The 13,492-nt window shown below is 72.7% G+C and carries 13 protein-coding genes; 8 read left to right on the top strand and 5 right to left on the bottom strand.

The features are described 5' to 3' along the window. Positions 1–53: 53 nt before the first annotated feature. Genes JOD46_RS08215 through JOD46_RS08205 form a run of 3 tightly spaced genes read left to right on the top strand, consistent with a single transcriptional unit; the run spans position 54 to position 3,168 of the window. Positions 54–932: a glycosyltransferase family 2 protein gene (locus tag JOD46_RS08215; protein WP_204393252.1), complete on the top strand. Its 879-nt coding sequence runs from the start codon at positions 54–56 to the stop codon at positions 930–932. Further along, positions 929–2,080 carry a hypothetical protein gene (locus JOD46_RS08210; RefSeq protein WP_204393250.1) on the top strand — a complete coding sequence of 384 codons (1,152 nt, stop codon included), beginning with the start codon at positions 929–931 and terminating at the stop codon, positions 2,078–2,080. Before JOD46_RS08215 ends, JOD46_RS08210 begins: the two co-directional genes overlap by 4 nt. Further along, positions 2,077–3,168, top strand: coding sequence for a glycosyltransferase family 4 protein (locus JOD46_RS08205; RefSeq protein ID WP_204393248.1), 1,092 nt, complete (start codon positions 2,077–2,079; stop codon positions 3,166–3,168). Before JOD46_RS08210 ends, JOD46_RS08205 begins: the two co-directional genes overlap by 4 nt. Positions 3,169–3,200: 32 nt before the next feature. Here JOD46_RS08205 and JOD46_RS08200 read toward each other — a convergent pair whose 3' ends face one another. The 3 genes from JOD46_RS08200 to galE form a co-directional block, all read right to left on the bottom strand. Next, a complete protein-coding gene (locus tag JOD46_RS08200) occupies positions 3,201–4,382 on the bottom strand; it encodes a glycosyltransferase family 4 protein (protein ID WP_204393246.1) in 1,182 nt (393 codons plus the stop codon). Beyond that, entirely contained in the window at positions 4,375–5,949 is a 1,575-nt protein-coding gene (locus tag JOD46_RS08195) for a DUF2142 domain-containing protein (RefSeq protein ID WP_204393244.1), read from the bottom strand. The genes JOD46_RS08200 and JOD46_RS08195 overlap by 8 nt, the downstream gene beginning before the upstream one ends. Before the next feature lie 85 nt (positions 5,950–6,034). Beyond that, positions 6,035–7,003: a UDP-glucose 4-epimerase GalE gene (gene galE, locus JOD46_RS08190; RefSeq protein ID WP_204393242.1), complete on the bottom strand. Its 969-nt coding sequence runs from the start codon at positions 7,001–7,003 to the stop codon at positions 6,035–6,037. Positions 7,004–7,129: 126 nt separating this feature from the next. On the opposite strand from galE, the gene JOD46_RS08185 reads away from it, so the two are divergent. Continuing rightward, positions 7,130–8,422, top strand: a complete 1,293-nt coding sequence (locus JOD46_RS08185; RefSeq protein WP_204393240.1) for a nucleotide sugar dehydrogenase — start codon at positions 7,130–7,132, stop codon at positions 8,420–8,422. A 45-nt stretch (positions 8,423–8,467) separates the two neighbouring features. On the opposite strand, the gene JOD46_RS08180 is transcribed toward JOD46_RS08185, so the two are convergent. Together JOD46_RS08180 and JOD46_RS08175 are read right to left on the bottom strand one after the other, a co-directional pair. Next, positions 8,468–8,818, bottom strand: a complete 351-nt coding sequence (locus JOD46_RS08180; RefSeq protein ID WP_204393238.1) for a DUF2304 domain-containing protein — start codon at positions 8,816–8,818, stop codon at positions 8,468–8,470. Between the two features lie 4 nt (positions 8,819–8,822). Next, entirely contained in the window at positions 8,823–9,533 is a 711-nt protein-coding gene (locus JOD46_RS08175; RefSeq protein WP_204393236.1) for a glycosyltransferase family 2 protein, read from the bottom strand. Between the two features lie 91 nt (positions 9,534–9,624). On the opposite strand from JOD46_RS08175, the gene JOD46_RS08170 reads away from it, so the two are divergent. Genes JOD46_RS08170 through JOD46_RS08155 form a run of 4 tightly spaced genes read left to right on the top strand, consistent with a single transcriptional unit; the run spans position 9,625 to position 13,469 of the window. After that, positions 9,625–10,224, top strand: coding sequence for an acyltransferase (locus tag JOD46_RS08170; protein ID WP_307834962.1), 600 nt, complete (start codon positions 9,625–9,627; stop codon positions 10,222–10,224). Further along, a complete protein-coding gene (locus JOD46_RS08165) occupies positions 10,214–11,317 on the top strand; it encodes a DegT/DnrJ/EryC1/StrS family aminotransferase (RefSeq protein WP_204393232.1) in 1,104 nt (367 codons plus the stop codon). The genes JOD46_RS08170 and JOD46_RS08165 overlap by 11 nt, the downstream gene beginning before the upstream one ends. Next, on the top strand, positions 11,314–12,300 hold the full coding sequence (locus tag JOD46_RS08160; protein WP_204396415.1) for a Gfo/Idh/MocA family protein: 987 nt from the start codon (positions 11,314–11,316) through the stop codon (positions 12,298–12,300). The genes JOD46_RS08165 and JOD46_RS08160 overlap by 4 nt, the downstream gene beginning before the upstream one ends. A 2-nt stretch (positions 12,301–12,302) precedes the next feature. Next, a complete protein-coding gene (locus JOD46_RS08155; RefSeq protein ID WP_204393230.1) occupies positions 12,303–13,469 on the top strand; it encodes a glycosyltransferase family 4 protein in 1,167 nt (388 codons plus the stop codon). The last annotated feature ends 23 nt before the right edge of the window (positions 13,470–13,492 follow it).

Raw genomic sequence — 13,492 nt, 5'->3', positions numbered from 1 at the left:
CCGGCACTCTTTCGATACGGAGAAGGCGTCTTCATCGTACAGAATGAGACATCGTGGATCTGGCGCTGGTGGTCTCGACGCTCGGCCGGGTCGACCGGCTTCGGCGGCTGCTCGAGTCGCTCGACGGCCGGCTCGTCGCGGGCGACGAGCTGGTCGTCGTCGCGCAGCGCAACGCGCACGAGGTCGAGGAGCTCGTCGCCGCGTTCGACGCCGGCGGTGCGCGGGTGGTCGTGACGACCTCCGAACCCGGCGCGGCCAACGGCCGCAACCACGGCGTCGACGCCCTCAACGGCGACGACCCGCTGCTCGTGTTCCCGAACGACACCACGTGGTTCCCCGCCGCCACCGTCGAGCTGCTGCGGGCACTGCCCGACGACCTCCGGGCCGGTGCGATGACCGTCATCGACGAGCATGGCCCGAAGTTCTCGCTTCCCGCAGAGGGCACTCCGCTCGACCGGTGGAACGTGTGGAGCGTGATCGAGATGGGACTGCTCATCCGGCGCCGGGAGTTCGACGCCATCGGCGGCTTCGATCCGGCCCTCGGCACGGGTGCGCCGACGCCGTGGCAGGCCGGCGAGGCGACCGACCTGCTGCTGCGGATGGCGGCCCGCCGACCCGAGCTCGCGCGCTCGTTCGGATGGCTCCCCCGCGCCGTCCACGTCGGCGGCATCGCCGATGCGCACGGCCTCGAGGCCGCAGCGCGACGGCACAAGCTGCGCGCCTACGGTCGCGGACTCGGCCTCGTGGTCACCCGCTGGCGGTACCCGGCGGGCTGGCGCCTCGCCTTCGTCGGCGGCGGCCTCGCGTTCGGCCTCCGGCATCGCCGGGACTACGCCCTGCTCGACGGCTGGTGGGTGTTCCTCGGCCGCCTCGAGGGCGTGCTCGGTCGCACGCTCGGTCGCGCCGTCCGGACGACGGCGGTGGTGCGATGAGCCTCGAGGCCCCGGCGCCCATGCGGCTGCGCCGCGCGACCATGAGCGCGATCACCCTGCTCGGAGGGGTCTCGCTCGCCGTGATCCCCGCCGCGACGGTGTCGATCGCCTCCCGGCTCTTCACGTCCGCCGAGCAGGGCGTGATCGCGGTCGCCGTCACGGTCGCGACGTTCGCGGGGCAGCTCGCGTTCGCCGTCATCGTCGAGTCGCGCCTGAGCTCGGCCGGCACCGACCGGCGCGTGGTGTTCCCGCTGTGGCTCGCCGCGGCGTCCGTCGTCGCGGGGACCGCGATCGTCGTGGCCGGGCCGAACGTGGTCGCGCTCGCGGTCGGCCTGCCCGTGCTCGTCGCCGCGCTCGAGGTGGGCCGCGGCGTCTCGGTCGCCGAACGGCTCGACAGGCGCGAGATCTGGGCGTCCCTGCTCGTGGGGCTCGGCGCGCTCGCCGGTGTCCTCGCCGGATTCGCGGGCCAGTCGTGGGCGCTCGCGCCGCTGGTCGCGGGCATCGTCGCGGCGACCGTCGTGCGCTGCATGCCGGTCGAGCACCGCGCGAGCCGGCCGGAGCCGCGCGTCATGGGATGGGTCGTGGCCGACACGGCGATCACCGGCGCGGTGTACCCGCTGCTGAACGCGATGATCCTGGCCTTCCTCGGTCCGGCCGAGGCGGTGCTCTTCGCGGCGATCTCGACGGTGTCGGGGCTGCTCGCCATCCCCCTGAACTTCATGCGGCTGCGCCTGCTGAAGGAGCACTCGACGCTCGACATCGTGGTGTCGGCGGGCGCGGTCGTCGCGGCGGTGGTCGCGCTGCTCATCGCGGAGGCGCTCGGCCTGTTCGGCTTCCTGTTCGGGGACGCGTGGTCGCAGTCGGCGACGCTGCTGCCGCTCCTGCTCGCCTGCGCGTGGCGGGCCGCGTCGCTCGCGACGACGATCCCCTTCGCGGCGCTGCGGCGGCGCGGCGAGGTGGCGCTGCTCACCGGACTGCGCGCGATCGTGTCGGTGCTCACGTTCGCGCTCGCGGCCGCCGGCCTCGCGGTCGGCAGCCTGTGGGCCGTCTTCGCCGGCCTGCTCGTCGCCGAGCTGGCCTCGGCGCTCATCTACGAGTTCGCGCGGCGCCGTCGGGTGGCGCGCTCGGCCGTGGCGGGCGCCGGATGACGCGGCGCCTCGTGCTGGTCGACCTCCTCTTCCACACGGGGAGGAAGGGCGGCATGGAGTCGTATGTGCGCGAGGTCTACTCGCGCCTGCCCGCGGACGACCCCGACCTCGAGTTCGTCGGGCTCGCGTCGGCGGAGCTCGCCGAGGCGGGTGCACCCTGGTTCCCCGGGCGGCTCGTCGCGACGAGGATCCGCGGCGAGGACCGCGTCGCGTGGGCGCGTGGCGAGCTGCTCGCCGTCGAGCGAGCCGCGCGTCGCCTGGGCGCCGACCTCGTGCATTGTCCCGCCAACTTCGGGCCGGCGTTCGCGCGCGTGCCGGTGGTGCTCACCGTGCACGACCTGCTGGCGTTCCGCCACCCCGACTACGTCCCGGGACCGTACGCGATCGTGCTCCGGGCCATGATCCGCCGGGCGGTTCGGATCGCGCGCCGCGTGCTGACCGTGAGCGAGGCGACCCGCGACGACCTCGCGCGCCTGCTCGGGGTGCCCGCGTCGCGGGTCGACGTGGTGCCGCTGGCGGGCTCGGGGGCGGGACCCGCCGCGGGGGTCGCACGTCGTGACGACGTGCTGCTGGCCGTCGGCAATCGGATGCCGCACAAGAACTTCGACGGGCTGCTCGCGGCCCTGGCCCGGGTGCCCGAGCCGGCGCGCCCCCGCCTGGTCGTGACCGGCAGCCACGGGGACGACCCGCTCGCCTCCGTCGTCGAGCGACTCGGGCTCGGCCGGTGGGTCGAGCTCGTCGGCTGGGTGTCCGCGGAGCGGCTCGAGGAGCTCTACGCCGAGGCGACGGCGCTCGTCTTCCCCACGCTGTTCGAGGGATTCGGCCTGCCGACGCTCGAGGCCATGTCGCGCGGCTGCCCGGTGATCTGCTCCGACCTGCCGGTGCTGCGCGAGGTCGCGGGCGACGCGGCGCGCTACGTCGACCCGCTCGACGTCGGCGCGATCGCGCGGGCGATCGAGGGGGTCTGCGCCGATCCGGTCGAGCGCGAGCGGATGGCGCGCGCGGGGCTCGAGCGCGCCGCCGCGTTCTCGTGGGAGCGCACCGCGGCCGGCACCCGGGCCTCGCTGCTGGCCGCGCTCGACGGCTGACCGACGCGAGACAGCGGCGGGGAAGGCGCGGCTCAGCGCGCCCGGCGCGCGTCGGACGCCGCGGCGCGCTCGAGGATGAGGTCGACCGACCGTCGGAGGCCGCGCTCGTTCCGCTCCCGTCGGAACCACTCCAGTGTGCGCGCGCGCAGCGGCGCGCCCGCGTGGACGACGTCGACGATCGCTGCGGCCAGCACGGCGGGCGCGACCTCCGCCGCCACCTCGCCGTTGACGCCGTCGACGACCAGCTCGGCCGCGGCGTTGTCCTCACCCGCGACGACCACGCTCGGCGTGGCCGCGGCCGCCGCCTCCGCAACCACGAGGCCGAAGCCCTCGCGGGCCGACGGATTGACGAGGACGCTCGACTCCCGGAACAGCCGGCGCAGCGTCGGCTCGTCCACGCGGCCGAGGAACTCCATCGCCTCCTCGACCCCCGCCTCGCGTGCGGCCGCCCGGGCCGCGTCGGTCTCGGGCCCGGTGCCGACCACGAGTGCCCGCAGACCCGGCAGCTCCTCGCGTGCGACGGCGAGCGCGGGAGGCAGTGCGCCGAGGCGCTTGTCGGCGATGTGCCGCCCCACGAACAGCACGACCGGGTGCTCGGGCGCCGCCGTCGAGGCATCCGGCTCCTCCCCCACGAGGTCCACGAGCCCGAGCACGATCGGGTCGGCGTCGGGGCGGTGCCGCCGGAGCCGCTCGCGCGTGAAGCCGCTGTTCACGGTGAGCACGTCGCCGACACGCGCGGCCAGGGCCTGCAGCACCCACGCGACGGTGCCCGTGACCGCACCTGCGTACGCGCGCCACTTGCGGGCGGGCCACACCTCGAGCCAGTCCACGACGAGTCGCGTCGGCGCGCCCAGCAGCGCCAACCGCACCGCGAACACGTTGAGCACGGGCAGCGCGGCGACCACGACGAGGTCGTACGAACCCCGGTGACGCACGAAGTGGCGGAACAGCGCGAACGCGAACGCGACCGCGCTCGAGGTCGTGCGCACCCCGTCGGCGTCGTGGATCTCGCCGCGCCACACTCCGACGAGGTCGAACGGCGCGCTCGGCGCGGCATCCGCCGGCCAGTCGGCGCGCGTGACGTACGTGACGTGCGAACCGCGCTCCACGAACAGCTCGGCCATGCGCCGGTAGACCCGCTCGCCTCCGCCGTGGTGGACCGGGTAGAGGCAGTCGTAGGCGATCGCGATCCGCCGCGGCGACGACTCAGCCATGCCGGGCCCCGGTCGCATCGCTTCGGGCGACGAGCGTGCCCAGCCGTCCCACCCAGAGCGCGAACGCGAGCGTGGCCAGCGCGTACAGGACGCAGAGCGCGACGGCTCCGAGCGGGGGCGCCCAGGCCGCTCCGGAGGTCGAGCCGTCGACCGGATCGGGAACGCCGCTCGTGAAACGACGCATGACCCACACGAACGCGTACGCGGCATAGGCCCACAGCAGCATGCCGCCGACCCAGGTGAAGCGGGGTGCGAGGAAGGCCAGCCGGTTGCCACTGGGCCGCGACAACGCCCAGCCGGCCGCCAGCGGCACGGCGAGGAAGAGCAGCAGCCCGTAGCGCCCCTGCCAGATCAGCCCGGTCCGCGAGATCTGGATCCCCTGCACCAGTGCCGGCACGAGCACCGCGATGGCGAGGGCGCCGACCACCACGAGCACGCCCCGCCGGTCGCCGCCGGTCACGGCGAGCAGCACCAGGGCACCGAGCGGAGCGACGAGCAGCCAGTACGTCTCGGTGGGCAGCGGGGTGTCGAGCCATCCGAAATCGCCCATCGCCTGCTGCGCCCAGATTCCGGTGCGCCGGAGCATCGCCACCACCCCGACGAGCGGCGATGCGCCGACGAACGGCGCGTCGGTCGTGTCGGCCTGGCTCGCCGCGCCGCCCGTGCCGAGCGTCCACCCGACGGAGAAGATCGAGGCCGCCGCGACGACCGCCAGCCAGGGGTAGCTCGCGCGCGTCGCGAACATCCGCCCGGCCGATCGCCAGCCGACCGCCGCGACGCACGCCACGGCGATGACGAGGACCCAGAGCGGTCCGATGGCCCGCGCGTTGGCGAGCAGCACCGCCGCGACCGTGACGACCGTCCAGAGGTACCACCTCGGCGGACGGTCCGGTCGGGGCGGGTCCGCGAATCGCTCGAGCAGGCGCAGCGCACCCATCCAGAGCGCGGCGCCCGCGGCGATCTCGACGCCGTTGGGGTTCACCGAGCCGGCGAAGTACACCACCATCGGCGTCGCCAGGAATGCCGCGCCCAGCGGCATCCACCGGGCACCCGGCGGTGCGAGGGCGAGCTGGAACGCCCAGGCGAGCAGCACCGAGCAGAGCAGCCCGCTCAGGATCCGCATCGCGTACACGGCCGCCGTCGCATCATCCGTCAGGAGGCTCGGCCACGCCACGATCGCGTAGTAGATCGGGTTGTAGGCGGCGACCCACGTCTCGACGGTCCGCGAGCCCGTGCCGTCGCCGAAGTCGATGCCGCACTCGGCCGAGTGCTGGGGCTCCCCGACGAAGCACATGATGCCGTCGTGATAGTCGTAGCCCTCCGGCATTCGCACGACCGGGTGCTTGCGTCCCTCGACGGACTCGCCCACGATCTGGCCGTGCATCAGCGCGACGGCCCGGGCGACATGGGCGTTCTCGTCGGGCACCGAGAAGACCGGGCTCGCGAGCGCCCAGAGCGAGGACAGGATCGCGAAGAACGCGAACGCGACCCAGACGACGCTGCGCGAGGACGCGAGCCCCCGAGCACGCGGGATCACGCGATCCTCCACCGCCGCCGTCCCGCCCACGGTCATCCTCGCGGCCCTCCCCTGACTTGGTCGCGCACGTCCGATGCGCGTCGGCTCAGGATATTCGACGCGTGTTTCGGAGCGATCACGCGCCGCGCGCGGAGCGGTGCGCCGACCAGGCGCTGGCGACGATCTCGTCGAGGCCGCGCTCGGCCGACCACCCGATCGCATCGCGGATCGCGGAGGGGTCGGCCACGACGACGGCCGGATCACCGGGCCTGCGGTCCCGCACGACGGGCGGGAGGACGGCACCCGTGTGCGCCGCGATGGCGTCGATCATCTCCCGCACGGAGTAGCCCCGCCCGGTGCCCACGTTGAAGACGTCGTGGCGCGGCCCTCCCCCGGCAAGCGCGTCGAGCGTCCGGATGTGCGCGTGCGCCAGGTCGAGCACGTGGATGTAGTCGCGGATGCAGGTGCCGTCGGGCGTCGGATAGTCGTCGCCGAAGATGACGGGCGGTTCCCCCGCGTCGATCCGCTCGAACACCATGGGCACGAGGTTCAGGACCGCGCGATCGCCGAGCTCGTCCCAGCCCGCGCCGGCGACGTTGAAGTAGCGCAGGCTGACCGCACGGACGCCTCCGGCCGCGACCGCGGCGGTGAGCATCCGCTCGCCGACCAGCTTCGTGTCGCCGTACGGGTTCACGGGAACCGTCGGGTCGGTCTCGCGGATGGCCGCGCCCTCGGTGGCACCGTAGACCGCCGCCGATGACGAGAAGACGACGCGTCCGACGCCGGCCGCGTCGACGGCCTCGAGCAGCGCGGCGAGCGAGCCGATGTTCTGCCGGTAGTACCAGGCGGGCCTCGCGACGGACTCGGCCACCTGCTTGCGGGCGGCGAAGTGGATGACCGCCTCGGCGCCGTCGAGCGCCCCGGTGAGCGCGTCGACGGCGTCGCCGCCGGCGAGGTCGAGCCGGACCACCTCGAGCCCGGGCACGCGGCGCCGGTCGCCGGTCACGAGGTCGTCGACCACCACGACCTCGTCTCCGCGCTCGCGCAGCAGGCGGACGACGTGGGAGCCGATGTACCCGGCTCCCCCGGTGACCACGATCCGCACCCTGACAGCATAGGGGCGCCACCCTGAGCGGCCGGTCCCGGGAGCCGCCCGGGAACGACGGCGCCCCACGTAGACTGGAGCGTCATGCCGTCCGGCGCCCCCATCCACCGAGGAGAACGAAACCGCATGAAGATCGCCGTCGTCGCACTGGGGAAGATCGGCCTCCCGCTCGCCGTCCAGTTCGCCTCGAAGGGCCACCACGTGGTGGGCGTCGACGTGAACGCCACCACGGTCGACCTGGTCAACCAGGGTGTCGAGCCCTTCCCCGGCGAGGCGCACCTCGACGAGATGCTCGCGCAGGCCGTCTCCGCCGGTAACCTGCGAGCGACCACCGACTACGGCGACGCGATTCCGGGAGCCGACGCGGTCGTGCTCGTCGTCCCGCTGTTCGTCGACGACGAGGCGCGCCCCGACTTCGGCTGGATGGATGCCGCGACCCGTTCGCTCGCCGAGCACCTGACGCCGGGCACCCTGGTCTCCTACGAGACCACGCTGCCGGTCGGCACGACGCGCACGCGCTGGAAGCCGATGCTCGAGGAGGGGTCGGGCCTCACCGAGGGCGCCGACTTCCATCTCGTCTTCTCGCCCGAGCGCGTGCTCACCGGGCGCGTGTTCGAGGATCTCCGCAAGTACCCCAAGCTCGTCGGCGGTCTCAGCCCCGAGGGCGCGGCGCGCGCGGTCGAGTTCTACGAGTCGGTGCTCGACTTCGACGAGCGTGCCGACCTGCCCAAGCCGAACGGCGTGTGGGACCTCGGGTCGGCGGAGGCATCCGAGCTGGCCAAGCTCGCCGAGACGACCTACCGCGACGTCAACATCGGCCTCGCCAACCAGTTCGCCCGATTCGCCGAGACCGCCGGCATCGACATCTACCAGGTGATCGACGCCTCGAACTCGCAGCCGTACAGCCACATCCACCGCCCCGGCATCGCGGTCGGCGGCCACTGCATTCCCGTGTACCCGCGCCTGTACCTCTGGAACGACCCCGAGGCGACCATCGTGCGGGCCGCCCGGGCGGCGAACGCCGACATGCCCGCGCACGCGGTCACGATGCTCGAGGGCGCGCTCGGCGACCTCGGCGGCCTTCGGGTCGCTGCCCTCGGCGCTGCGTACCGCGGCGGCGTGAAGGAGACCGCGTTCTCCGGCATCTTCCCCCTCGTCGAGCAGCTGCGCGCGCGTGGCGCGGAGGTGCTCGTGCACGACCCGCTGTACACCGACGAGGAGCTGTCGCGGCTCGGCTTCACGCCCTACCACCTCGGATCCGACGTGGACGCGGCGATCATCCAGACCGACCACGCCGACTATCGCGAGCTGGCTCCGAGCGATCTGCCCGGCGTGCGCGCGCTCGTCGACGGCCGTCGCGTGACCGACCCGGCCGCGTGGGACGGCGTCATCCACCGCGTCATCGGGCTGCCGGCCTGAGCGGGGCCTGCCGGGTCGGGGGGCACGCCTCCGGCCCGGCAGGGTTCACTTCACATCGCGGGTGGCGTCTTCGGCCTCGGCCCTCGCGAGCGTGATCTCGCGGGCGAGCTGCGTCAGCTTGCGGTTGAGCACGACATTGCGGCGGTAGGCGCTCGCGACGGTCACCAGGAACGCCAGCACGAGGGCGTACAGCAGCAGGTCGGTTCCTCGACCGACGCCGATGAGGTTGGCGAGCCACGTGAGCCACTGCGGGAAGAGGATGGACACGACCGCGACGAGGACGAAGCCAAGCATGAACAGCCGGCGCATGGCGAGGTGGCTGTCGCCGGCGGCCGGGCGCGCGAGGTAGAGGCCGACGAGGAGCACGCCGACGACGAGGACGATCTGGATCAGCATCGGGTCACCGCACCAGGAGGTCGACGAGGATGTTCACGGAGTTGAGCACGGACTGGCCCTTCGCCTTCGAGTAGTCGGTGTAGAGCAGCTCGACGGGGTACTCGCGCCACGGCAGCTTCGTGCGCCCCAGCTTGAGGACGATCTCGGTCGCGTGAGCCATGCGATCCTGCTCGAGCTCGATCCTGCGGACGGCGTCGGTCCGGATCACACGCAGGCCGTTGTGCGCATCAGTCAGGCGCAGGCCGGTGGTGAGGTTGGTCACCCAGACCGCGGTCTTCAGGATGACGCGCTTGATGATGCCCGGGTCGGTGCGAGTGTCGAGGAAGCGCGAGCCGAAGACGATGGCCAGATCCTCGGCCTTGGCGAGGTCGAGCATCTCGAGCACGTCCTCGACGCGATGCTGGCCGTCGGCGTCGAATGTCACGAGGTACCGCGCGCTCGGCTGCGCACCGACGTAGGCGAAGCCGGTCTGCAGCGCCGCGCCCTGGCCCAGGTTGATGGGGTGATGGAGCACGCGCGCACCGGCAGCGGCGGCCGCGGCCGCACTGCCGTCGGAGCTGCCGTCGTCGATGCACACGACGTGGTCGAACGACTCGCGGAGGACCCGGATGACGTCCCCGATGACGGTCACCTCGTTGTAGAGCGGGACGACGACCCACGTGTCCGCCGCGTGCCGTCGGGGGTCCGCGACCGGCGGCTCGGGGGGTTGCTGCATGCGTCCATTCTTGCAGAAGGCGGTACTCTGGTCGGCGGTGCCCACTCCCGCTGACCCACTTCAGGAGCCCTCTGTGAATACGAGCCTCGGCGTGCGAATCGTCGATTCCGCCGACGTCTCGAGCGATGCGAGCATCGGCGACGGCAGCTCGATCTGGCACCTCGCGCAGGTGCGCGAGCGCGCCGTCCTCGGCCGCAACTGCGTGGTCGGTCGCGGGGCCTACATCGGCACTGGCGTCACGCTCGGCGACAACTGCAAGGTGCAGAACTACGCACTCGTCTACGAGCCCGCCGAGCTCGCCGACGGCGTCTTCATCGGGCCGGGTGTCGTGCTCACGAACGACACGTACCCCCGAGCGGTGAATCCCGACGGCTCCCTCAAGAGCGCGCACGACTGGGAGCCGGTGGGCGTGCGGATCGAGACGGGCGCCTCGATCGGCGCGCGCGCGGTCTGCGTCGCGCCGGTCCGGATCGGCGCCTGGTCCACGGTCGCGGCCGGCTCGGTCGTGACCCGCGACGTTCCCGACTTCGCGTTGGTCGCCGGCGTCCCGGCCCGGCGCATCGGCTGGGTCGGGCGCTCGGGCCGCCGCCTCGAAGATTCGGGCGACGGCGTCTGGACGTGCCCCGACACCAACGCCCGCTACATCGAGCGGGACGGAATCCTCCTGGAGTTGAACAACGATGACGAGTGACGAATTCATCCCCCCGGCCAAGCCGATCATCGGCGATGAGGAGCGCGCCGCCGTCGACCGCGTGATGCGCAGCGGCATGGTCGCACAGGGGCCGGAGGTCGCCGCATTCGAGGAGGAGTTCTCGCAGCACTTCGTCGCGGGCCGGCCCACGGTGGCGGTGAACTCCGGCACCTCCGGGCTGCACCTCGGACTGCTCGCCGCGGGGATCGGCCCCGGCGACGAGGTCATCGTGCCGTCGTTCACGTTCGCCGCGACCGGCAACTCGGTCGCGCTGACGGGCGCCAAGCCCGTGTTCGCCGACATCGAACCCGAAACGTTCTCACTCGATCCCGTCGCGGTCGAGGCCGCGATCACGCCGCGCACCAAGGCGATCATGCCGGTGCACCTCTACGGTCACCCGGCTCGGATGCGCGAGCTCGCCGAGATCGCGGAGCGCCACGGCGTCGCGCTCTTCGAGGATGCGGCGCAGGCGCACGGCGCCTCGCTCGGCGGACGGCCGGTCGGCACCTTCGGCCGGTTCGCGATGTTCAGCCTCTACCCCACCAAGAACATGACCAGCGGCGAGGGCGGCATGGTCACCACCGACTCCCCCGAGCTCGCTCGAGGCGTCCGTCTGCTGCGCAACCAGGGCATGGAGAAGCAGTACGAGAACGAGGTCATCGGCTTCAACGCGCGCATGACCGACATCCACGCCGCGATCGGCCGGGTGCAGCTCACGAAGGTCGACGGCTGGACAGCGCAACGCCGCGAGAACGCCGCGTTCCTCGACGCCAATCTCTCCGGCGTCGTGATTCCGCCCGTCGCCCACGACGCGGTGCACGTCTACCACCAGTACACGGTCCGAGTCACGGAGGATCGGGACGGGTTCGTCGCGGCGCTCCGGAACGAGCACAACGTCGGGAGCGGCGTGTACTACCCGATCCCGAACCACCGCCTGCCCTCACTCGCACCGTACGCGCCCGGTCTCGACCTGCCCGAGACCGAGCGCGCGGCCCGCGAGGTGGTCTCGTTGCCGGTTCACCCGTCGCTGACGGCGTCCGATCTCGACCGCATCGTCACGGCGGTGGCGGCCGTCGCGAAGGCGGGTGCCTGATGAGCCTGCGCGCCGGTCTCCTCGGCGTCGGCATGATGGGCCGGCACCACGCCCGAGTCCTGCGCGAGGTCGACGGGGTCGAACTCGTCGCCATCGCCGACCCGGGCGGCGATCCGCACGGCGTCGCAGGCGACCTCCCGGTCCTGCCCGACATCGACGCCCTCATCGACGCGGGGATCGACATCGCCGTGGTGGCGGTGCCGACCCGATTCCACGAGGATGCCGCGATCAAGCTCGCCGCGGCCGGCGTCCACGCGCTCATCGAGAAGCCCATCGCGCACTCGGTCGAGGCCGGACAGCGCATGGTGGATGCATTCGCCGCCGCTGGGCTCGTCGGCGCGGTGGGTCACATCGAGCGGTTCAATCCTGCGCTGCAGGAGCTTCGCCGACGCATCCAGGACGGCGACCTCGGCGAGGTCTACCAGATCGCGACCCGCCGTCAGGGTCCCTTCCCGTCGCGGATCGCCGATGTCGGCGTCGGTAAGGACCTCGCATCGCACGACATCGACCTCACCGCGTGGGTCGCGCAGAGCGAGTACGTCGGCATCTCCGCGCAGACCACCTTCCGCAGCGGGCGCGAGCACGAGGACATGATCGCGGCGACGGGTCGCCTCGCGAACGGCGTTATCGTGAACCACCTCGTCAACTGGCTCAGCCCCATGAAGGAGCGGGTCACCATCGTGACCGGCGAGAAGGGCGCGTTCGTGGCCGATACCGCGACGGGCGACCTGACCTTCTACGCCAACGGCACCGTGCCCGTCGTCTGGGAGAGCATCTCGGCATTCCGGGGCGTGTCCGAGGGCGACGTCACGCGCTTCGCGATCGCCAAGCGCGAACCCCTCCGGGTCGAGCATGAGGCGTTCCGCGATGCGGTGCTCGGCAGGCCCAGCCACGTCGTGACGATGGAGCAGGGCCTGCGCACGCTCGCCGTCATCGAGGCGGCGCTCGAGTCGGCCCGGATGGCCGAGCCGCTCGCGCTCTGACGATGCGCGTCACGATCGTCAGTCGCATCTACGCGCCCGAGCCGGCCGCAGCCTCCTTCCGGCTCGCGGCCCTGGCGATGGCACTCGCTCGCGGTGGCGACGACGTCCTAGTCCTGACGAGCCGCCCGCCTCGCGCGATGCCGGGCGCAGGCGACACTGAGGTCCGGGGCGTCCGTGTTCGCCGCGCGCCAGTGCTCCGCGACCGCGGCGGAAACGTGCGGGGCTACCTGCAGTACCTGAGCTTCGACGTGCCAGCCTTCTTCCGGGTGCTCTTCGCTCGACGGGCCGATGTGGTCGTGGTCGAGCCGCCGCCCACCACCGGCTTCCTCGTCCGCCTCGCCTGCGCGGTCAGGCGCACGCCGTACGTCTACTACGCCCCGGATGTCTGGACCCACGGCGTGGTGTCCACCGGCGCTCCCGGCTTCGTCGCCTCGATGGTGCGGCGGGTCGAGCAGGTCGCGATGCGGGGCGCGTCCGGCGTGATCGCCGTCACCGACGGCGTCGCGGAGCGCGTCGCGGCGCTCGTGCCCGGTGCTCGTGTCAGTGTCGTGCCCAACGGCATCGACACGGGCGTGTTCACCGCCGACGGTCCGACCCTCGAGGACGCGCCGTGGGGCGTCTACGCGGGCACGACGAGCGAGTGGCAGGGCGCGGAGGTGTTCGTGCTCGCGATGCCCGAGGTGCTCGACCGATTCCCCGACGCTCGGATCGCCTTCGTCGGACAGGGGAGCGCCTGGTCTTCGCTGCGACGGCAGGCCGCCGAGGTCGCACCAGACGCGGTCCGATTCGTCGATCAGGTCCCGCCGACCGTCGCGGCGACCTGGCTGCGGTCGGCGCGCACCGCACTGGTGAGTCTGAAGCCGGGTCAGGGATACGACTTCGCCCTCCCCACCAAGGTGCTCGCCTCGGCGGCCTGCGGGACGCCGGTGCTCTTCGCCGGGGTCGGCGCAGGCGCCCAACTCGTCGAGGACGAGCGGCTCGGCGTGGCGGTGTCGCATGATCCCGCGGCGGTCGCCGCCGCGATGATCGCCGCGTTCGAGAATCCACCCCAGGGCGCGATCCGCGAGCGGCTCGCTCGCTGGGCACGGGAACGGGCCTCTGCCGAAGTCCGCGCCGAGAGCGCCGCGGAAGTGGTTCGCTCGGCCGCTCGCAACCGGGCCGCGGCATGAGCCGCATCGTCTCGTCCATGCGC

The sequence above is a fragment of the Agromyces aurantiacus genome (genome assembly GCF_016907355.1).
GTDB lineage: Bacteria > Actinomycetota > Actinomycetes > Actinomycetales > Microbacteriaceae > Agromyces > Agromyces aurantiacus.
The sequence above is the reverse complement of the archived record's forward strand: the minus strand, read 5'-3'. Positions and strand labels throughout refer to the sequence as shown.

Coding starts and splice junctions, on each gene's coding strand:
- JOD46_RS08210 (WP_204393250.1), top strand. CDS start 929: ATGAGCCTCGAGGCCCCGGCGCCCATGCGGCTGCGCCGCGCGACCATG.
- JOD46_RS08205 (WP_204393248.1), top strand. CDS start 2,077: ATGACGCGGCGCCTCGTGCTGGTCGACCTCCTCTTCCACACGGGGAGG.
- JOD46_RS08200 (WP_204393246.1), bottom strand. CDS start 4,382: ATGGCTGAGTCGTCGCCGCGGCGGATCGCGATCGCCTACGACTGCCTC.
- JOD46_RS08185 (WP_204393240.1), top strand. CDS start 7,130: ATGAAGATCGCCGTCGTCGCACTGGGGAAGATCGGCCTCCCGCTCGCC.
- JOD46_RS08180 (WP_204393238.1), bottom strand. CDS start 8,818: ATGCTGATCCAGATCGTCCTCGTCGTCGGCGTGCTCCTCGTCGGCCTC.
- JOD46_RS08175 (WP_204393236.1), bottom strand. CDS start 9,533: ATGCAGCAACCCCCCGAGCCGCCGGTCGCGGACCCCCGACGGCACGCG.
- JOD46_RS08165 (WP_204393232.1), top strand. CDS start 10,214: ATGACGAGTGACGAATTCATCCCCCCGGCCAAGCCGATCATCGGCGAT.
- JOD46_RS08155 (WP_204393230.1), top strand. CDS start 12,303: ATGCGCGTCACGATCGTCAGTCGCATCTACGCGCCCGAGCCGGCCGCA.